General features: G+C 69.0%; 17 protein-coding genes. 14 read left to right on the top strand and 3 right to left on the bottom strand.

Going from position 1 to position 19,698, the window contains the following annotated elements:
- Positions 1-143 precede the first annotated feature (143 nt).
- Positions 144-389, bottom strand: coding sequence for an RNA-binding S4 domain-containing protein (locus tag LTH93_RS04375; RefSeq protein WP_241463798.1), 246 nt, complete (start codon positions 387-389; stop codon positions 144-146).
- Between the two features lie 62 nt (positions 390-451).
- Between LTH93_RS04375 and LTH93_RS04370 the strand changes: the two genes are divergently transcribed.
- The 5 genes from LTH93_RS04370 to LTH93_RS04350 all read left to right on the top strand — a co-directional run bounded on the left by LTH93_RS04370 (position 452) and on the right by LTH93_RS04350 (position 6,644).
- A complete protein-coding gene (locus LTH93_RS04370) occupies positions 452-1,453 on the top strand; it encodes a DMT family transporter (RefSeq protein WP_241463800.1) in 1,002 nt (333 codons plus the stop codon).
- 83 nt (positions 1,454-1,536) lie between these two features.
- Positions 1,537-2,919 carry a glycine--tRNA ligase gene (locus LTH93_RS04365; protein WP_241463802.1) on the top strand — a complete coding sequence of 461 codons (1,383 nt, stop codon included), beginning with the start codon at positions 1,537-1,539 and terminating at the stop codon, positions 2,917-2,919.
- Between the two features lie 182 nt (positions 2,920-3,101).
- Positions 3,102-4,067, top strand: coding sequence for a GNAT family N-acetyltransferase (locus LTH93_RS04360; RefSeq protein ID WP_241470190.1), 966 nt, complete (start codon positions 3,102-3,104; stop codon positions 4,065-4,067).
- Positions 4,068-4,078: 11 nt separating this feature from the next.
- Positions 4,079-5,311, top strand: a complete 1,233-nt coding sequence (gene dusB, locus LTH93_RS04355; RefSeq protein ID WP_241463805.1) for a tRNA dihydrouridine synthase DusB — start codon at positions 4,079-4,081, stop codon at positions 5,309-5,311.
- Positions 5,312-5,321: 10 nt separating this feature from the next.
- On the top strand, positions 5,322-6,644 hold the full coding sequence (locus LTH93_RS04350; protein WP_241470189.1) for a deoxyguanosinetriphosphate triphosphohydrolase: 1,323 nt from the start codon (positions 5,322-5,324) through the stop codon (positions 6,642-6,644).
- A 31-nt stretch (positions 6,645-6,675) separates the two neighbouring features.
- Here the strand turns inward: LTH93_RS04350 and LTH93_RS04345 are convergent, their stop codons facing one another.
- A complete protein-coding gene (locus tag LTH93_RS04345; RefSeq protein WP_241463809.1) occupies positions 6,676-7,173 on the bottom strand; it encodes an aminoacyl-tRNA deacylase in 498 nt (165 codons plus the stop codon).
- A gap of 133 nt (positions 7,174-7,306) precedes the next feature.
- Here LTH93_RS04345 and dnaG point away from each other — a divergent pair, with 133 nt between their 5' ends.
- The 5 genes from dnaG (at position 7,307) to LTH93_RS04320 (ending at position 16,342) form a co-directional block, all read left to right on the top strand.
- A complete protein-coding gene (dnaG, locus tag LTH93_RS04340; RefSeq protein ID WP_241470188.1) occupies positions 7,307-9,241 on the top strand; it encodes a DNA primase in 1,935 nt (644 codons plus the stop codon).
- A gap of 208 nt (positions 9,242-9,449) precedes the next feature.
- Positions 9,450-12,155: a phosphoenolpyruvate carboxylase gene (locus tag LTH93_RS04335; protein WP_241470187.1), complete on the top strand. Its 2,706-nt coding sequence runs from the start codon at positions 9,450-9,452 to the stop codon at positions 12,153-12,155.
- Between the two features lie 44 nt (positions 12,156-12,199).
- Positions 12,200-14,404: a prolyl oligopeptidase family serine peptidase gene (locus tag LTH93_RS04330; protein ID WP_241470186.1), complete on the top strand. Its 2,205-nt coding sequence runs from the start codon at positions 12,200-12,202 to the stop codon at positions 14,402-14,404.
- Between the two features lie 121 nt (positions 14,405-14,525).
- The gene (locus LTH93_RS04325) at positions 14,526-15,515 is read left to right on the top strand and encodes an ATP-binding cassette domain-containing protein (protein WP_241470185.1); all 990 of its coding nucleotides are present in this window, start codon (positions 14,526-14,528) and stop codon (positions 15,513-15,515) included.
- Positions 15,512-16,342 (top strand): ABC transporter permease, encoded by an 831-nt coding sequence (locus LTH93_RS04320; RefSeq protein ID WP_241463815.1) that lies wholly within the window; start codon positions 15,512-15,514, stop codon positions 16,340-16,342. The genes LTH93_RS04325 and LTH93_RS04320 overlap by 4 nt, the downstream gene beginning before the upstream one ends.
- 50 nt (positions 16,343-16,392) lie before the next feature.
- Here the strand turns inward: LTH93_RS04320 and LTH93_RS04315 are convergent, their stop codons facing one another.
- The gene (locus tag LTH93_RS04315; protein ID WP_241470184.1) at positions 16,393-17,025 is read right to left on the bottom strand and encodes a DUF4870 domain-containing protein; all 633 of its coding nucleotides are present in this window, start codon (positions 17,023-17,025) and stop codon (positions 16,393-16,395) included.
- A gap of 49 nt (positions 17,026-17,074) precedes the next feature.
- On the opposite strand from LTH93_RS04315, the gene LTH93_RS04310 reads away from it, so the two are divergent.
- The 4 genes from LTH93_RS04310 to LTH93_RS04295 all read left to right on the top strand — a co-directional run bounded on the left by LTH93_RS04310 (position 17,075) and on the right by LTH93_RS04295 (position 19,649).
- Positions 17,075-17,935, top strand: a complete 861-nt coding sequence (locus tag LTH93_RS04310) for an SIR2 family NAD-dependent protein deacylase (protein ID WP_241470183.1) — start codon at positions 17,075-17,077, stop codon at positions 17,933-17,935.
- Positions 17,932-18,858 carry an undecaprenyl-diphosphate phosphatase gene (locus tag LTH93_RS04305; protein WP_241470182.1) on the top strand — a complete coding sequence of 309 codons (927 nt, stop codon included), beginning with the start codon at positions 17,932-17,934 and terminating at the stop codon, positions 18,856-18,858. The genes LTH93_RS04310 and LTH93_RS04305 overlap by 4 nt, the downstream gene beginning before the upstream one ends.
- A 70-nt stretch (positions 18,859-18,928) precedes the next feature.
- Positions 18,929-19,378 (top strand): DivIVA domain-containing protein, encoded by a 450-nt coding sequence (locus LTH93_RS04300; protein ID WP_241470181.1) that lies wholly within the window; start codon positions 18,929-18,931, stop codon positions 19,376-19,378.
- 100 nt (positions 19,379-19,478) lie between these two features.
- Positions 19,479-19,649, top strand: a complete 171-nt coding sequence (locus LTH93_RS04295; protein WP_084479395.1) for a DUF3117 domain-containing protein — start codon at positions 19,479-19,481, stop codon at positions 19,647-19,649.
- Positions 19,650-19,698: the final 49 nt, after the last annotated feature.

Below are 19,698 nucleotides of genomic sequence, written 5' to 3'. Positions count from 1 at the left end.
GGCGAGACGCAGCCCCCCGGCGCCGGTCATCTCAGACCGGCAGGCACCTCGCAGAAAATGTCATGTGAGGCCCGGCACACACGCGCGCACCCGGCCCATAGAGGCACTGTACACGCGGTTTCAGGGAGGCGGATTCAGCCCCGTCAGCCCTGAACGGGCATGAGTCGCGCGGCTGGCAGGCCGAAGGGCTCGCCGTCGAACTCCACGAGCTGTCCGCGCTTGATCTGAGCGCCGCGGCGGGTCTCCACCTCGCCGTCGACGCGGACACCGGAGGAGTCGATCACCTCGCGGGCGATCGCCCCGTTCTCGACCACCCCGGCCAGCTTCAACAGCTGACCCAGACGGATGGACTCATCGCGGATCGGGATCTCAGACACTTCTCGGCTCATGGCCCAAGTCTGTCATGCGCGCCCGGTGAAGCGTGGGGGAGTGGTCTGGATAAGGTGAGCCCATGAGTTCTGCCGAGCCCGCAGCGGGCCCCCGCTCCCCGCTGGTCTGGGTCTTCCTTCTTCTGCTGATGCTCGCCTCGGGTGCGGCGATCCCCGCCCAGGGGCGGGTCAATGCCGCGCTGACCACCGAGATCGGGGACCCGGTGCTCGCGGCGACCATCAGCTTCAGTGTGGGCAGCATCATCCTGGTCCTGGTGACCTTCGGCACAGGCCGTGGCCGACGGGCCATCGCCCGGGTGGCCCCGGCGGTGCGGGAGGGGCGGATTCGCTGGTGGTACTTCCTGGCCGGCTGCGTGGGCGCCTACTTCGTGCTCACCCAGACGCTGACCATCGGGCTGATCGGCGTGGCCGTGTTCACCGTGGCCGTGGTCACCGGACAGACCTTGGGCGGACTGCTCTGGGACCGGATCGGGCTGGGGCCTGCCGGGCGGATGCGGCTGAACCCGTTCCGGGTCGGCGGCGCGGCGCTGACCGTGCTGGCCGTGCTGTGGGCGGTCTCCCCGCAGCTGGCCGCCTCCGGGCAGGGGCCGGCCTGGCTGGCGCTGGTGCTGCTGCCGCTCTCCGGCGGCTTCCTGCAGGCGGCCCAGCAGGCGATCAACGGTCGCCATTCTGCGGCCTACGCCTCCCCGGCGCCGGGGACGCTGTTCAACTTCCTCGCCGGCACGCTGTTCCTGCTGCTGGTCTGGGCGGGCAAGGCCCTGGTCAGCGGGGTGGAGCCGGCCCTGTCGCTGACCTGGTGGCACTACCTGGGCGGGCCGCTGGGGATCATCTTCATCGCCCTGGGCGCGCTGCTGGTCACCCGCGTCGGGGTGCTGATCGCCGCGATGGGCATGATCGCCGGTCAGCTGCTGGGCTCGCTGCTGCTCGACGTGCTGCTGCCCACGCCCGGCTCGCTGGTCACCACCGCCACCGTGCTGGGCACCGGGCTGACCCTGATCGCGGTGATACTCGCGTCCCTGCCCGACATCCTGCGCGGGCGCCCGCGGCCGAAGTCCAGAGACTGACCCGCTTTCGGACCCGGTGCGTGCGCGCGATAAGCTGACGCAATCTGTGTTCATCCCCGTTCTACCTGAGGTGTATCTGCCACATGGCCAAAGAGACCGCACTCGACAAAGTCATCTCCCTGGCGAAGCGCCGCGGCTTCGTGTTCCAGTCGGGAGAGATCTACGGCGGCACCCGCTCTGCCTGGGACTACGGACCCCTGGGCACCGAGCTCAAGGAGAACATCAAGGCCGAATGGTGGCAGACCTTCATCCGCGGCCGCGGCGACATGGTCGGCCTGGACTCCGCGATCATCCTGCCGCAGGCCGTCTGGCACGCCTCGGGCCACGTCAAGACGTTCTCCGACCCGCTGGTCGAGTCGCTGCACACGCACCGCCGCTACCGCGCCGATCACCTGATCGAGGCCTATGAGGCCAAGCATGGACACCCGCCGGAGAACGGCCTCGCCGACATCCGCGACCCCGAGACCGGCCAGCCCGGCAAGTGGACCGAGCCGCAGCAGTTCTCCGGCCTGATGAAGACCTTCCTGGGCCCGGTGGATGACCAGGAGGGGCTGCACTACATGCGGCCCGAGACCGCCCAGGGCATCTTCGTGAACTTCAACAATGTGGTGACCTCGGCCCGGAAGAAGCCGCCCTTCGGCATCGGCCAGATCGGCAAGGCCTTCCGCAACGAGATCACCCCGGGCAACTTCATCTTCCGGACCCGCGAGTTCGAGCAGATGGAGATCGAGTACTTCACCCACCCGGATGAGGCCGATGAGTGGTTCAAGCACTGGGTGGACGCCTGCTACAACTGGTTCATCGACCTCGGTCTGAACCCGGAGAACCTGCGCAAGTTCGACGTGCCCGAAGATGAGCGCGCGCACTACTCGGCCGGCACCATCGACCTGGAATACCGCTTCGACTTCGCCGGCTCTGCCTGGGGCGAGCTCATGGGCGTGGCCAACCGCACCGACTATGACCTGAACTCCCACACCGAGGCCTCCGGCGCGAAGCTGCAGTACTTCGACCAGGCCAGCGGGACCCGCTACACCCCGTACGTGATCGAGCCGTCCTTCGGCCTGACCCGCGCGATGATGGCCTTCCTGGTGGACTCCTACACCGAGGACGAGGCGCCGAACACCAAGGGCGGAGTGGACACCCGCACCGTGCTCAAGCTGCACCCGAAGCTGGCCCCGGTGAAGGCCGCGGTGCTGCCGCTGTCGAAGAAGCCCGAGCTCGCCGGGGTCTCCCAGGACCTGGCCCAGCAGCTGCGCCAGCACTGGAACATCGACTTCGACGACTCCGGCGCCATCGGACGCCGCTACCGTCGCCAGGACGAGATCGGCACCCCGTTCTGTATCACGGTGGACTTCGACACCCTCGAGGATCAGGCGGTCACCATCCGCGACCGTGATGAGATGACCCAGGAGCGGGTCTCGCTGGACAAGGTCCAGTCCTACCTGGCGGTGAAGCTGCTCGGCTGAGTCGGCTGCGGCGTGGTCCGGTGGCTGGGACCATGCCGCGCTCAGCCCTGGGCTGAACGTCCGGGCGCTGAACAGCCGGTATGGCGGGCGGGTGAGGGGTGAGCTTTGTCCGGGCGCGGGTGCGGGACTACCATGGCTTGTTTGGTCTGAACGACACTTACCGTCTCGTCTAAGGAAATGTGATGAGTATTGAGCACGACGCCGCGGCTCGCCCGATGAACCCGGCCCGGCTGACCCTGGACTCCGGTCTCACCGTGCGCCCCTGGGCCGACGGCGATGACCTGAAGCTGCTCCAGGTCTGGGGCGACCCGGAGAACTCGATGCACCACCAGGACCGCAGCCTGCTGCGGCCCTCCTCGAACGAGCCCTGGTCCCGCTGCATCGTGGCCGAGGCCGCGGGCCTGCCCGTGGCCGCCGCGACGATCTTCCGCTCCTCGCTGCACCCGGACCGGCTCTCCTTCTACGCCGAGGTCGCCCCGGAGCACCGCCGCCGCGGCGTCGCCGCGCAGATGCTGGAGATCCTCGAGGCCGAGGTCCCCAACTGCGCGGTCCAGTCGCTGAAGGCCCGCGTGGCCAAGCGCTCCGCCGCCCAGTGCTTCCTCAAGGACAACGGCTTCACCAAGATCCAAGCCTCCAGGCAGGTGGTCGTCCAGCCGGGCGCCATCTCGCTGCCGGACCTGGACAGCGCGGGACTGGACCTCGAAGACCTCGCCACCGGATCGGTGGAGCTGACCCAGCTGGTCGCGGACTTCTACAACACCGTGCACGCCTGGGATCGCGCCGAGATGACCGTCGGCAAGGCCCAGCAGATGCTGCTCGGACCGGAGACCGGCGCCTCGGGTGCGGTGGTGCTGCGCGACACCAGCGCCGGCGGGAACAACGGCATCCTGGCCTTCGCGATCAGCTACACCTCCGAGCGCACCGATGAGCCCGCCGATGTGCTGCTGGGCTGGAACACCGGGTTGGAAGACTCCGACGCCGAGACCGCCTGCCGCGCCATGCTCGCGCTGCTCTCCGCGCACTTCCCGGTCAAGGTCGAGGTCGACGATGCGATGGTGCCGCTGAAGACCGTCACCGATGAGCTCATCGCCGCCGGCGAGGCCGAGTACGACTTCGAGGCGCTCATCTACGCCAAAGACGCAGCCTGAGCAGGCAGCCCATGACCGCTGAGGCCACCGACACCGCGGCGCTGGACACCGGCGCGCTCGAGAACGGCGCACCGAGGGCCGGCGGGCAGGGCACCGCGCTGCTGCCGCCGCTGACCCTGGGACCCATCACGGTGAAGACCCCGGTGGTGCTGGCCCCGATGGCTGGGATCACCAACACCGCCTTCCGTCGGCTCTGCCGCGACTACGGCGGCGGGCTCTTCGTCAACGAGATGGTCACCGCCCGCGCCCTGGTGGAGCGCCGGCCCGAATCGCTGCGGATCATCAAGCACGAGCCCGACGAGGTCCCGCGCTCGGTGCAGCTGTACTCGGTGGACCCGGTCACCACCGGCCACGCGGTGCGGATGCTGGTCGAAGAAGGCCGCGCCGATCACATCGACATGAACTTCGGCTGCCCGGTCCCCAAGGTCACCCGCAAGGGCGGCGGATCCGCGCTGCCCTGGAAGATCCGGCTCTTCGAGTCCATCGTCGCCACCGCCGTGCGAGAGGCGTCGAAGGCGAACATCCCGGTGACCGTGAAGATGCGCAAGGGCATCGACGAGGACCACCTCACCTACATAGAGGCCGGCAAGATCGCCCGCGACTCCGGGGTGGCCGCGGTCGCCCTGCACGGACGCACCGCCCGGCAGCACTACTCCGGGCAGGCCGACTGGTCCGCGATCGCCGCGCTGCGCGAATCCCTGCCCGACATCCCGGTGCTCGGCAACGGTGACATCTGGTCCGCAGAGGATGCCGTGGCGATGGTGGAGCAGACCGGGGTGGACGGCGTCGTCGTCGGCCGCGGCTGTCAGGGCCGGCCCTGGCTCTTCGGTGACCTCCAGGCCGCCTTCGAGGGCCGGACGGAGCGGCACCGCCCAGACCTGCCCATGGTCTCCGCCACCCTGCTTCGCCACGCGCAGATGCTGATCCCGTATTTCGACGGCGACGAGCGCAAGGCCATGCAGGACATCCGCAAGCATGTGGCCTGGTACTTCAAGGGCTACGCGGTGGGCTCGCACCTGCGCACCCAGCTGGTCGCGGTGGAATCCATGGCCCAGCTCGAGGACCTGCTCGGGCAGCTGGATCAGACCCTGAGCTACCCCGGCGCCGACGCCGAGGGCCCGCGCGGCCGCGCCGGCTCGCCCAAGAAGGTGCACCTGCCGCAGGACTGGCTGGAGTCCCAGGAGCTCGACGAGGCGCAGCGCGAGATGATCCAGGCCGCAGAGGTCGACATCTCCGGCGGTTAGGGTTGACCCCATGACTGCGCAGAACGTGGAGCGGGTGGAGGGCGGATACGCCGCCCTGCGACCGGGATACACCGAGGCCGACGAGGCCCGCTGGGTGCCCGAACACGGCAAGTCCGTCTACCGCTCCAGCTTCGAGCGCGACCGGGCCAGGCTGCTGCACTCCTCGGCGCTGCGCCGGCTCGGCGCGAAGACCCAGGTCGTCTCGCCCGACGTCGACGACTTCTCCCGCACCCGGCTGACCCACTCGCTGGAGGTCGCCCAGGTGGGCCGGGACCTCGGCCGGCTGCTGGGCTGTGATCCCGACGTCGTCGACGCCGCCTGCCTCTCCCACGACCTGGGCCACCCGCCCTTCGGGCACAACGGGGAGACCGTGCTCAACGACCTCGCCGCACCCCACGGCGGGTTCGAGGGCAACGCGCAGACGCTGCGGCTGCTGACCCGGCTGGAGACCAAGCGCTTCCACCCCGACGGCCGCTCGGCCGGGCTCAATCTCACCCGCGCCTCCCTCGACGCCGCGGTGAAATACCCCTGGCGCGCCCATGAGGCTCCGACCCTGCCCGACGGCAGCCGCAGCCAGAAGTTCGGTGCCTATGAGGACGACGTCGAGGTCTTCGACTGGATCCGACAGGGCGTCGAGGGCCGACGCCAGTCCATGGAGGCCCAGGTGATGGACGCCGCGGACGACATCGCCTACTCGGTGCATGACATCGAGGACGGCGTGGTCAACGGCCGGTTCCAGCTGAAGTTCCTCGCCGACCCGCTGCAGCGCCGCCGCGTGGTCCAGACCACCCACGAGTGGTACCTGCCCGAGACCGACCCGGCGCGGATCGAGGCCGCGCTCGAGCGGCTCTCCTCCGCCGGTGCCTGGGTGGGGGAGTCCGACGGCTCCCGCCAGGCGCTGGCAGCGCTGAAGAACATGACCAGCGAGCTGATCGGCAGGTTCTGCCACGCCATCTTCACCGCCACCCGCGAGGTCTACGGGGACCGTCCGCTGGTCCGCCACGAGGCCGACCTGGTGGTGCCGGTGGAGACGCTGGAGGAGGTCTCGCTGATGAAGGGCATCGCCGCGACCTACATCATGGCCTCACGCGAGCAGAAGCCGGTCTACGCCCGCCAGCGCGAGGTCATCGAGGGCCTGCACGGGCTGCTGACCGAGACCGGGGACCAGTTCCTCGAGCCGCCCTTCCAGGCCGACTTCCACGACGCCTCCGATGAGGCTGCCCGGCAGCGCGCGATCATCGACCAGATCGCCTCACTCACCGACGGTGCGGCGCTCGAGTGGTACGCCACCCTGGTCCACGGCCGCCCGGTCTTCAACCGCCTCTTCGCCTGATCCTCCGCCCCTCGACGCGGGAGGTGGGGTGTTACTTCCCGATGTCGCCGACGACGACGTCGAAGGCCTCGAACAGCTCGGCGGCCTCCACGAAGAGGTTGAGATCTGGTTCCCCGGCTCCCATGGCGATCCGCCCGGAGATCGATTCATCCGCGTAGACCGGCCACACCTGTCCCTCGGGGGTGCGGGCGCCGAAGGGGGTGATGGTGCCGGGGTGATACCCGGTGGCCGCCACGGCCTCGTCCGGCGCGGTCATCGACATCTTCTTCATCCCGGCCAGCCTGCGCAGCTTCGCCCAGTCCACCTGCTTGTCCCCGGGGATCAGCGCCACCACGTAGCTGTGCTCGGTGGCGGACTGGGTGAGCTTGGCCTTGGCGACGAGGGTCTTCACGATCTCCCGCGGCGCGACCCCGAGGTTCTCGGCGGCCTCCTCCAGCGAGGAGGAGGGTCCGCGCTGGACGAATTCAAGGGTCACCGCGCGGGAATCGGCGTCGGCCTGCACACGCTCACGTCCGGAAAGCTCAGTCATGATCCCAGCCTAGCCAGACTTGGTCCGCTCCGCCGCGCCACCACCTGCGCACACCCGAGCACCAGTCCCCGGCACCCTCCACAGGGCCGGGAACACCCGCTCGGCATTTGGCCGTGCCGAGTAGATTAGAGCCATGGCCGGACTGATCAAACGCGAAGACATCGACGCCGTCCGTGAGCGCGCAGACCTTCGCGAGGTGGTCGAGCAGTACGTGACGCTCAGGGGTGCCGGCATCGGCTCCTGGAAGGGCCTCTGCCCCTTCCACGACGAGCGCTCACCGAGCTTCCACATCCGACCGCAGGTCGGCACCTTCCACTGTTTCGGCTGCGGAGAATCCGGTGACGTGATCGCGTTCCTGATGGGCATGGAGCACACCAGCTTCCAGGAGACCGTGGAGAAGCTCGCCGGACGAATGGGCATCGAGCTGCGTTACGAGGACGGCGGCAAGGGCCCGGACAAGGCGGAGGTCGGGCGCCGGCAGCGGCTGCTGGACGCGCACAAGATCGCGGACGAGTTCTTCCAGGCCGCGCTGCAGAGCCCCGAGGCGCAGACCGCCCGCGAGATGCTCACCGGGCGCGGCTTCACCCGCGAACACGCCGCCCAGTTCTCCGTGGGCTACGCCCCCAAAGGCTGGGACAACCTGCTCAAACACCTGCGCTCCAAGGGCTTCTCCGACGAGGAGCTCACCGAGACCGGGATGTTCTCCTCCGGCGGACGCGGGATCTACGACCGCTTCCGCGGCCGGCTGATGTGGCCGATCCGCAATATGACCGGCAACACTGTGGGCTTCGGCGGCCGCCACCTCTACGAGGACGACAAGGGCCCGAAATACCTGAACTCGCCCGAGACCGCGATCTATAAGAAGTCGCAGGTGCTCTACGGGATCGAACACGCCAAGCGTCACGTCGCCAAGCAGCGCCAGCTGGTGGTCGTGGAGGGCTACACCGACGTCATGGCCTGTCACGTGGCAGGGGTGGAGACCGCGGTCGCGACCTGCGGCACCGCCTTCGGCGAGGGCCACATCAGGATCGCGCGCCGGCTGATCTCCGACGAGGGCGGCGTCGGCGAGGTGATCTTCACCTTCGACGGTGATGCGGCCGGCCAGCAGGCCGCGCTGAAGGCGTTCAAGGAGGACCACATGTTCCTCGCCAAGACCTTCATCGCCGTGGGCCCCGAAGGCATGGACCCCTGTGACATCCGTCAGCACCGCGGCGATGAGGCGGTGCGCGAGCTGATCAGCTCCAAGACCCCGCTCTTCGAGTTCGCGATCCGGGCGAAGCTGCGCGAATTCGACCTGAACACCATCGAGGGCAGGGTCGGCGCGCTGCGCGCCACCGCCCCGATCGTCGGCGCGATCAAGGACCCGGCGCTGCGCCCGGCCTACACCCGCGAACTGGCCGGCTGGCTGGGAGCCGAGATGGACGACGTCGCCCGGGCGGTGGCCTACGCGCAGAAGCACCAGCCCTCACCCCATCAGGAGGCCGAGAAGGCCGCCGCGAACAGCCAGGGCACAGGCAGTCAGCGGCAGGGGAATCAGCGTCAGGGCGAACCGGACGGGGAGCAGCTGCGCCGCAGCGCGCCGGGCTATCCGCGCCCGGACACCCGCGACCCGGCGGTGCTCATGGAGCGTCAGGCGCTGGAGGTGATCCTGCAGCACCCCACCCATCTGACCGCGGAGCAGTGGGAGGAGATCTTCACGGTGCGCTTCACCGCACCGGTGCACCAGGCCATCCACGACGGCGTGCGGATCGCCGCGGCCTCCGCCTCGGATCCGCGCAACTGGGTCCAGGCGGTGCGCGACGAGGTGCCGGAGCCGATCAAGTCCTTCGTCTCCGAGCTGGCCGTCACCTCGCTGCCCACCAACAGCGACGAGCATCTGGAGAAGTACTGCCAGTCCATCCTCAACCGGCTGGTGGAGCTCAAGATCACCCACCAGAAGGCCAATCTGCTGGGCCGGCTCCAGCGCATGGACGCCTCCCACAACCCAGAGGAGCACCAGGCGCTGAACCGTGAGCTGATGGAGCTGGAGCGTCGTCGTCGTTCGCTGCGGGAGGCCGAATGGGGCTGAGCCTGACGTTCTGTGAACCGTGGCCCGGCAGCACCGGACTTCGAAGCCGCCACCAGTCTTGATAACGTGTTGCCCCAGACGCAGTGAGCGCCGCCACATCGGGCGCCCCGGCAGTCCCTGAAGTTCAGAGTTCGATGAAGTGCAGCAGCAGGACAAGTTCATCAGCGTGACGATGGGGTCACGTGAAGCATCCGAGAAGGAGATTCACATGCCCCAGGAAACACCCGTCCCCGCGCAGGCGAGCTCGCCGGCCACCGGCAGCGTCACCCGCGTCGAAGCCACCCATGAGGTGCCCGAGGCGATGCGCCGCGACGTCAGCCTGCTCGGCGGCCTGCTCGGCCAGGTCCTCCAGGAATACGGCTCCGAGGGTCTGCTCGCCGACGTCGAGGCGCTGCGCGAACTGACCATCGCGGCACTGGAGGACTCCAGCGGCGAGATCCTGGAGCGCGCCGAGGAGCTGGTCTCCTCCTTCTCCGCCGAAAGGGCCAAAGAGGTCGCCCGCTCGTTCACCTCCTACTTCCTGCTGGCGAACCTCGCCGAGGAGCAGCACCGCGTGCGGACCCTGCGCACCCGTGACGGTGAGCTGCCGCTCGCCCAGCAGCAGCCCTCAGATTCGGTGGCCGCTGCGTTCACCCACCTCGCCGAAGAGGTCGGCGAGCGCGAGGCTGAGCGCCGGCTCAAGGAGCTGCGCTTCCACCCGGTGCTCACCGCCCACCCCACCGAGGCCCGCCGCAACGCGATCACCGCCTCGGTGCGCCGCATCGGAGCGCTGCTCGACGTGCGCGATGATCCGCGGATCGGCTTCACAGAGCTGGCCAAGAACCGGCGCGAGCTCCTCGAAGAGATCGACAACATGTGGCGCACCGCGCAGCTGCGCGTCTCCAGCCCCTCACCGCTGGACGAGGTGCGCACCGCGCTGGGGATCTTCGACTCCTCCTTCTCCTCGGTGTTCATCCAGGCCTACCGCCGGATGGACGACTGGCTCCAGGGCGAGGACTCCGGCGCGCAGGCGCCCAAGGCGCCGGCCTTCATCCGGCTGGGCTCGTGGATCGCCGGAGACCGGGACGGCAACCCCAACGTCACCGCCACGATCACCCGCAAGGCCGTGGCCCAGGCCGCCGACCGGGTCCTGGCCGACTTGGAAGATCGGTCCCGCCGCACCGGGATGTCGCTGACCCTCGATGACCGCTACACCCCGCCGAGCCGCAAGCTCGATGCGCTGTGGAACCGGCAGCGCCAGCTCTCCGAGGAGCTCGCCGAGCAGGCCTCCCAGCATTCCCCGGGAGAGCCGCACCGCCAGGTGCTGCTCGCCATCACCGGACGGATCCAGGCCACCCGGGAGCGCAACGCCGATCTGGCCTACGCCGTGCCCGCAGAGCTGATCGCGGACCTGCGGGTGGTGCAGGACTCCCTCGTGGAGGCCGGCGCGAACCGGGCCGCCTACGGTGACCTGCAGGACCTGATCTGGCAGGTCCAGACCTTCGGCTTCCACCTCGCCGAGCTCGAGGTCCGCCAGCACTCCAAGGTGCACGCCCAGACCCTGGCCTGGCTCGAGGACCCCGACTCGGTGGAGAAGATGGCCGTGCCGGGCGAGGAGGTGCTGGAGACCTTCCGCGCGATCGCCTCGGTGCAGCAGCGCTACGGAGTCGACGCCGCTCGGCGCTACATCGTCTCCTTCACCCAGTCCGCGCAGAACCTCGCCGATGTCTACACCCTCGCCGAGAAGGCGCTCGGTGGACCCGAGAACGCCCCGGTGCTCGACGTCATCCCGCTCTTCGAGACCTATGAGGACCTGCGCAACGCCCCGCAGATCCTCGAGGAGATGCTGACCAACCCGGCCGTGCAGGCCCGGCTGGAGCAGACCGGCCGGCGCATGGAGGTCATGCTGGGCTACTCCGACTCCGCCAAGGACGTCGGCCCGGTCTCCGCCACCCTCGCGCTCTATGAGGCGCAGGAGAAGATCTCCGCCTGGGGGATCAAGCACGAGATCACGCTGACCCAGTTCCACGGTCGCGGCGGCGCGCTGGGCCGCGGCGGCGGACCTGCGAACCGGGCGATCCTCGCGCAGCCCCCGCACTCGGTGGATCTGCGCTTCAAGGTCACCGAACAGGGGGAGGTCATCTCCGCCCGCTACGGCAACCCGGAGATCGCGCTGCGCCACATCGAGCAGGTCGCCGCCGCCACGCTGATGGCCTCGGCACCCTCGACCGAACGCCGCAACGCCGAGGCCGCCCGGCGCTACGCCGGACTCGCCGAGAAGATGGACGCCGTCTCCCGGGAACGCTTCCACGGCCTGGTCAACGCCGAGGGCTTCGCGCCCTGGTTCGCCGAGGTGACCCCGCAGGACGAGGTCGGGCTGCTCGCCATCGGCTCCCGCCCGGCCAAGCGCGGACTCTCGGTGGAATCCCTCGAAGACCTGCGCGCGATCCCGTGGAACTTCGCCTGGGGCCAGGCCCGGATCAACCTCACCGGCTGGTACGGGCTGGGCAGCGCGCTGGAATCGGTGCAGGACCTTGCGCAGCTGCGCCAGGCCTACGCCGAATGGCCGCTGTTCCGCGCGCTGATCGACAACATCGAGATGTCCCTGGCCAAGACCGACCGGCGCATCGCCGAGCGGTACCTGGCGCTGGGGGACCGCGAGGACCTCACCGCGGTGGTGCTCGAGGAGTTCGACCTGACCTCCAAATGGGTGCTCGCGATCACCGACCAGCGGCGGCTGCTGGAGAAGCACCAGGTCCTCGGCCGGGCGGTGCAGCTGCGTAACCCCTATGTGGATGCGCTCTCGCTGATCCAGCTGCGCGCCCTGCGGGTGCTGCGCTCGGGCAAGCTGGCCGATGATCAGATCGATGATCCGCGCAACCTGCTGCTGATCACGCTCAAGGGCGTGGCCGCCGGCCTGCAGAACACCGGCTGATCTCGCCAGAGCCGCGGCACGACGCAGGTGGCTAGGATTGGGGGATGACAGTCCCCTCGGTGAAACCCCTGATCAGTCCCGACCTCGATCCGGCGCAGGCCGATCCGCATCTCTGGCTCGAGGAGGTCACCGGGGAGCGGGCGCTTGCGTGGGTGCATCAGCGCAACGCCCGGGCCGAGGAGCGCATCCAGGACGAGGCGTTCGATCCGCTGCGCACCGAGCTGCGCGAGATCCTCGACGCCTCGGACCGGATCCCCGGGGTGACCAAGCGCGGAGAGCACCTCTATAACTTCTGGACCGACGCCGAGCACCCGCAGGGCCTGTGGCGGCGCACCACTGAGGACTCCTACCGCAGCGCGACCCCCGACTGGGAGGTCCTGCTGGATCTGGACGCGCTCAGCGCCGAGGAGGGGGTCACCTGGGTCTGGCATGGCGCCGAGGTGCTGCGTCCGCGCGGCGCCGGTGGTCAGAGCCCGCCAGCCGACACCGCCGGCCAGCCTGCCACGAACCCGTGGCGGCACACCCTGATCTCGCTGTCTCCGGGCGGCTCCGACGCCGACGTGACCCGCGAATTCGACCTGGTGACCCGGAGCTTCATCCCGGAGTCCGAGGGCGGGTTCCACCGTCCGCAGGGGAAGGGCGGGCTGAGCTGGATCGACGCCGACACCGTCTATCTCACCCACGACGACGGCGCCGATGCGGTCACCAGCTCCGGCTACCCGCGGGTGGCCCGCCGCTGGCATCGCGGCACCCCGCTCGCCGACGCTCAGGCGGTGCTCAGCGTCGAGACGGACCATATGACCGCCGTCGCAGGCTTCGACAGCACCCCCGGATTCGAGCGGCACTTCGGGGTGAGGCTGCTGGGCTTCTACGACCGTGAGACATACCTGATCGATCCCTCCGCGCAGGACGCGATGACGCTGATCGAGGTGCCCACCGACGTCTCCGTGGGCTTTCACCGGGACCTGATCGTGCTGCGCCCGCGCACCGACTTCACCCACCACGGCGTGGCCTACCGCGGCGGCAGCCTGATCGTCGGCGACGCCGAGCAGTTCATCGCCGGGGAGCCCGAGCTGCGGGTGCTCTTCGAACCCACCGAGTCGGCCGCGCTGCTGGGCGTGACGGTCACCCGTGAGACCATCCTGGTGACGATCATGGAAGACGTGATCCACCGGGTCGAGGCGCATTGGCGCGAGGCCGGCCGATGGCGGGCCAGCGCCGTCTTCGGCGAGCTCCACGGGTCCCTCGGCGTGGCAGCGGTGGACGAGGAGGAGTCCGAGGAGGTCTGGGTCACCAGCAACGACTGGGTCACCCCCACCAGCCTCTACCGCGGCACCCTGGAGGGTCTGCGCACCGGCGCGCCGGCGTCGCTGGAGCTGATCAAACAGGCGCCCGAACGCTTCGACTCCGACGGTCTCGCCTCGGTGCAGAGCTTCGCCACCAGCGCCGACGGCACCCGCATCCCGTACTTCCTGATCGGCCGGGCCGACGCCGTCCAGGCGGTGGAGGCCGCCGACCCCGAGACGGTTCCTGGCGCCGCCCAGATCGCCGGACCGGAGCCGCACCCGACGATCCTCTACGGCTACGGCGGGTTCCAGATCTCACAGACCCCGAGCTACCTCGGGCTGGCCGGCAAGGCCTGGCTGGAGGCCGGCGGAGTCTTCGCGGTGGCCAATATCCGCGGCGGCGGTGAATACGGTCCCGGCTGGCACCACGCCGCGCTGAAGGAGAACCGGCATCGCGCCTACGAGGACTTCGCCGCGGTCGCGCGGGACCTGGTGCGCACCGGGGTGACCACGGTTCAGAAGCTCGCCTGCCGCGGCGGCTCCAACGGCGGACTGCTCACCGGCAACATGCTCGCGAAGTATCCCGAGCTCTTCGGTGCGGTGGTCATCCAGGTGCCGCTGCTGGACATGCGCCGGTTCGCCCAGCTGCTCGCCGGGGCCTCCTGGCGCGCGGAATACGGCGACCCGGAGACCGCCGACTGGGAGTTCATGCAGAGCTTCTCGCCCTACCACCTGGTCAGCGAGGGCGTGGACTACCCGCCGGTGCTGCTGACCACCTCCACCCGTGATGACCGGGTGCACCCCGGGCACGCCCGGAAGATGACTGCGGCCCTGGAGGAGCTCGGCGCCGACGTCACCTATTGGGAGAACACCGAGGGCGGCCACGGCGGCGCGGCGAACCCCGCGCAGCAGGCGATGATGAATGCGCTGATCTACCGCTGGCTCTGGCAGCAGCTGGGCTGAGAGGGGTTCCCCTGCGCCGGCGGCGGACTAGACTGGAGCCGTGAAATCGGGCTTCACCGCGTGCAGCGGCGAGCTGATCACATCGAGCTTCTCAGCACCATTTCCAGGGGGATCGCTGCGCATGAGTGTGCCAGCCATTGAAACGCGCGGGCTGGTCAAACGGTTCGGCTCCACCGCCGCGGTGGACGGCATCGACTTGGACATCGCCCAGGGCGGCATCTACGGCGTGCTCGGCCCCAACGGGGCCGGGAAGACGACGGCGATCCGGATGCTGGCCACGTTGTTGCGCCCCGACGCGGGGGAGGCCCGGGTGCTGGGCCACGACGTCTTCACCGAGCCCAAGGCGATCCGTGAGAAGATCGCGCTCACCGGCCAGTTCGCCTCCCTCGATGAGGATCTCACCGGGATCGAGAACCTGATGCTGCTGGGCCGGCTGCTCGGCTACAACGCCCGCCAGGCCAAGGTCCGCGGAATGACGCTGCTCGATGCCTTCGGCCTCACCGAAGCGGCCGCCCGGCAGGTCAAGAAGTACTCCGGAGGCATGCGCCGCCGCCTCGACATCGCAGGCTCGCTCATCGTGACCCCGCAGCTGATGTTCCTGGACGAACCCACCACCGGGATCGATCCGCGCAGCCGCAACCAGGTCTGGGACATCATCCGAACCCTGGTGGCGGGCGGCACCACGATCCTGCTCACCACCCAGCACCTGGAGGAGGCCGATCAGCTCGCTGATCGGATCGCGGTCATCGACACCGGCAAGGTGATCGCCGAAGGAACCCCCGGGCAGCTCAAGGCCCAGGTCGGCACCGGCGCGCTGAAGGTCCGGGTGGCCGACCCGGCCCGCCGTGAAGAGGCCGCCGCGATCCTCGGCCGCACCCTGCTGGCCGAGGTCCTGCGCGAATCAGACCCGGCGGCGCTCACCGTCCGACTCGAAGACGAGTCCCGCGCGGCCGCCGCGCTCATCGCGCTGCAGGACTCCGCGCTCGCGGTGGAGACCTTCGCGCTGGGCCAGCCCAGCCTGGACGAGGTGTTCCTCGCCCTGACCGGCCACAAGACAGCACCCGAGGCGACTGACGGCGCGACCGCAGACGCACAGGAGGAGGCGGCGTGACCACCACGGCGCAGGACCAGAACCAGCGGATCAGGAGCGTCCTGGTCCCGGCAGATCAACGACCAGCCCCGGCGGGCGCGGTCAGCGCCTCGCTGACCTACGGGTGGCGGGCGCTGCTGAAGATCAAACACATCCCCGAGCAGCTATTCGACGTCACCGTCTTCCCGATCATGATGACCGTGATGTTCACCTACATCTTCGGCGGAGCGATCGCCGGATCGGTGGACGGCTACGTGCAGTGGCTGATCCCCGGGATCTTCGTGCAGACGATGATCATGATCACCATGTACACCGGCCTGACGCTGAACCGCGACATCTCCAAAGGTGTCTTCGACCGGTTCCGCTCGCTGCCCACCTGGCGTCCGGCTCAGCTGGTGGGCGCGCTGCTGGGAGACCAGGTCCGCTATGTCCTCGCCGGCACCATCATCCTGGGCGTGGGCTTCCTGATGGGCTTCCGGCCCGAGGGCGGCATGGTCGGGGTGCTGATGGCCTTCGTGCTGCTGCTGGTCTTCAGCTTCAGCCTCTCCTGGGTCTGGACGGTGATCTCGCTGCTGGTGCGCACCGAACAGGCCGCGATGGGCATCTCGATGTTCATCATGATGCCGCTGACCTTCGCCTCGAACATCTTCGTGGACCCCGCCACGATGCCGAGCTGGCTGCAGGGTGCGGTGGAGGTCAACCCGGTCTCGGTCGTGGTGACCGCGATCCGTGAGCTCATGGCCGGCGTCGGACAGTTCTCCAGCGTCACCCTGGTGCTGGTCTACTGCGCGGTGCTGATCGGGGTCTTCGGCCCGCTCTCGATGTACTTCTACAACCGCAAGAGCTGATCCGGCTGAGCTTCTGCGGGACCGGCTGGGTCAGCTCACCTGGAGCAGGCTCACTTGATGAAGCGGATCGTCAGCGGGTAGCGGTAGGGCCGACGATTGTAGGCGGCGACCGCGGCCAAGATGCTGAACACAACGGAGAGCACCCAGGCCAGGAACAGGATCAGGAAGCCGATCAGGATGATCGTCGTGGCCGCGCCGACGATATAGGCGATGAACAAGGTGATCTGGAAGTTCAGCGCCTCCTTGCCGTGATCATCGAGCATCCGGCTGCGCTCGCGGAACACCAGCCACAGCACCAGGGGCACCAGCCAGGAGAGAAAGACCCCGCCCAGGTGCATCGCCACGCCCCAGCCCTGCTCCTCGCCCGCACCCACCGGCACCCCGGGCTGAGCAGCGGGTCGAGCTGCAGGACCGCCCGCGGCACCCGATCCGCTGCCAGGAGGCGCCTGGCCGGGCGGAACCTGGCCCGGGGAGGTCTGGGCCGGTGGAGCCTGGCCGGGAGGCGCCTGGGCCGGCGGCACCGGACCTCCGGCTGCGTCCTGCTCCGGCGGCGCCTTGCGCCATTGTCCGTCGGGGCCCTGCTGCCATTCACCATCTGCACCTGAGGGGTGGGTGGGCTGACTCATCATTCCTCCGAAGTCGGCGGGGCGTGCCGGGCCATGGGGTTCACCGAGAACGCTCACGTGGTGACCAGCGTAGTCTTCACCGGCTGTGATCGATACGGTGGAGGACATGTGTGATCAGTCCGATGCTCCGCCCATTCCCGATGACGTCCTCACCCTCGCACGCGCCGCCCGTCACGTGGCCGTCTTCAGCGGCGCGGGGATCTCAGCCGAGTCCGGCGTGCCGACCTTCCGCGAGGTCCAGACCGGCCTGTGGGAACGCTTCTCCGCCCAGGACCTGGCCACCCCGGAAGCCTTCGAGAGCGACCCTGCCCTGGTGCACACCTGGTACCGGTGGCGCGCCGCGCTGATCCGACAGGTCTCGCCGAACCCCGGACATCAGGCCCTGGCGCAGTGGCAGCGGCAGCTCGGCGGAGCCGGAGGCAGACTGAGCATCGCGACCCAGAACGTCGATGACCTGCATGAACGTGCCGGCGCCGAGGTCCTCGCGCATCTGCATGGAAGCATCACGGCCCACCGCTGCGCTGAATGCGATGTGCCCGCCGAACTTGCGGCCCCCCAGTACGACGGCGCCGCCGCGCCCGCAGAGCCAGTGGATCCGCCGCTGTGCGAGGTCTGCGAGGAGGGGCTGATCCGGCCCGGAGTGGTCTGGTTCGGCGAGCCGCTGCCGATGGAGGCGTTCGACGCCGCTGCGGACGCGATGCGCGCCGCGGACCTGATCCTGGTCGTGGGCACCTCCGGGCTGGTCCAGCCGGCGGCCTCGCTGCCGCTGCTCGGCATGGAGCGCGGGACCCCGCTGATCGAGATCAATCCCGAGCCCACCGAGCTCAGCGACGCCATGCACCACCGGCTGCGCGGCCCGGCGGGGAAGCTTCTGCCGGTCCTCGTCCAGGCGGTCACCGGCGAGGCGCTTCCCGCGATGGACGGATCGGATGGGACCGACGAGACGGTGGAGCGCCGCGCTCGATGAGTCTGTGGGAATCGGTGCTCCTGGGAGCGATCCAGGGGCTGTTCATGTTCATTCCGGTGAGCTCCTCCAGCCACCTGGTGCTGGTGCAGCAATGGTTGGCGGCCGAGGGGTCGCCGCTGCCCTCCCCGGACACCCCGGAGATGATCCTCTACAACCTGGTGGTGCACCTGGGCACGATGGTCTCCGTCACGGTGGTGATGTGGCGACCGCTCAAGCGGCTGGTCAAAGGCATCTGGCGGGAGCTCGGGCTCTGGCGCCGACGCCGGACGCTGCGGCACCTGATCCACCTGCGGCTCGCGCTGCTGGGCCTGCTCACCACTGCCATCACCGGGGTCCTGGGACTGCTCATCCGCGCCTACGGCACCGACGTCTTCGCCACCCCCTGGGCGGTGGCGGTGATGCTGATGATCACCGGCGCGGTGCTGTGGTGGTCGGACTCGGTGAAGACCACCTGGCGCGGTGCCGCCCAGATGACGGTGCTGGTCGCCGTCGTGATCGGCCTGGCCCAGGCGGCGGCGCTGTTCCCAGGGCTGAGCCGCTCGGGGCTGACCATCGCCGCGGCGCTGGCGCTGGGCATGCACCGGCGCCTGGCGGCGCAGTTCAGCTTCTTCGTGGCGATTCCCACGATCGTCGCCGCCACCGGGCTGCAGTCGCTGAGCCTGCTCGACCCGGGCAGCTTCGAAGGTGGACTGTTCCTGAGCTGGCAGGACTACGCGCTGGGATTCGCGGTGGCCGCCGTCGTCGGCGCCGGCGCCCTGTGGATGGTGCTGCGCCTGCTCTACCGCGGGCACTTCAAGATCTTCGCGGTCTACGTGGTGGGACTGGCGCTGTTCGTGCTGATCACCCAGCCCGACATGAGCGACGCCCCACCGGTGGACGAGCTGCCCCTGGATCAGGACCAGCTGAACCTGCAGCAGCCCTGAGATTCGAGGCCGGGCTCCGAGCGTCGAACTCGCAGCGCTGCGCGCCGGGGGCGGGGGATAGGCTGACCCCATGCTCTGGCTATACCTGCTCGCCGTGGTCCTGCTCGCGCTGGTGGTGGCAGCCCTGCTGGGCCGCTGGGACGGCGCTTCGGCGCCCAGAGAGGAGACGGATCTGGGCGAGTCCGATGTGGATGATCTGCTGCGGCGCAGAGCCGAGAAGCACATCACCGCGGATGACCTGCAGGAGGTCCGTCTCGACTCTGCGGTGCGTGGATACCGGATGGATCAGGTGGACCGGCTCCTCGATGCGCTCGGGCAGCAGCTTCGGGAGCTTCAAGGAGGTCAGTCGCACCAGGCGCAGAGCGCGGCCGAGGCCCCGTCCAAGCCCCAGGAAAGCAGGTATCAAGTTACTGTAGAACCTGACACGGGTCCCTCGGATCGCGCTCATGCCGTGCCTGACAAGGATCTAAGGCTGCCCTCGCAGGCCGATCCGAAACCTGAATTTCCGCGGGTGGAGTGACATTCCTCGCAGATGCGAGATAATAGATTCAGTTCAGGCGCTGGATCTTTGCATCAGGCATGGACACGCACGCTAGAGAACTTCGGAAGGGATGCACTCGATGGCTGCAATGAAACCGCGCACTGGCGACGGTCCGATGGAGGTCACTCAGGAGGGCCGCAGCCTGATCATGCGGGTGCCGATCGACGGAGGGGGCCGTCTGGTGCTGGAGATCAACAACGAAGAGGCCCAGGCACTCAAGCAGTGCCTCATCAAGGCCGTCGGAGAATGAGCTTCGGTTCGGGCCGGTCGTGCACAGCGCGACCGGCCCGAACTGTATC

The sequence above is a fragment of the Nesterenkonia sp. DZ6 genome (assembly GCF_022565835.1).
Lineage (GTDB): Bacteria > Actinomycetota > Actinomycetes > Actinomycetales > Micrococcaceae > Nesterenkonia.
The sequence above is the reverse complement of the archived record's forward strand: the minus strand, read 5'-3'. Positions and strand labels throughout refer to the sequence as shown.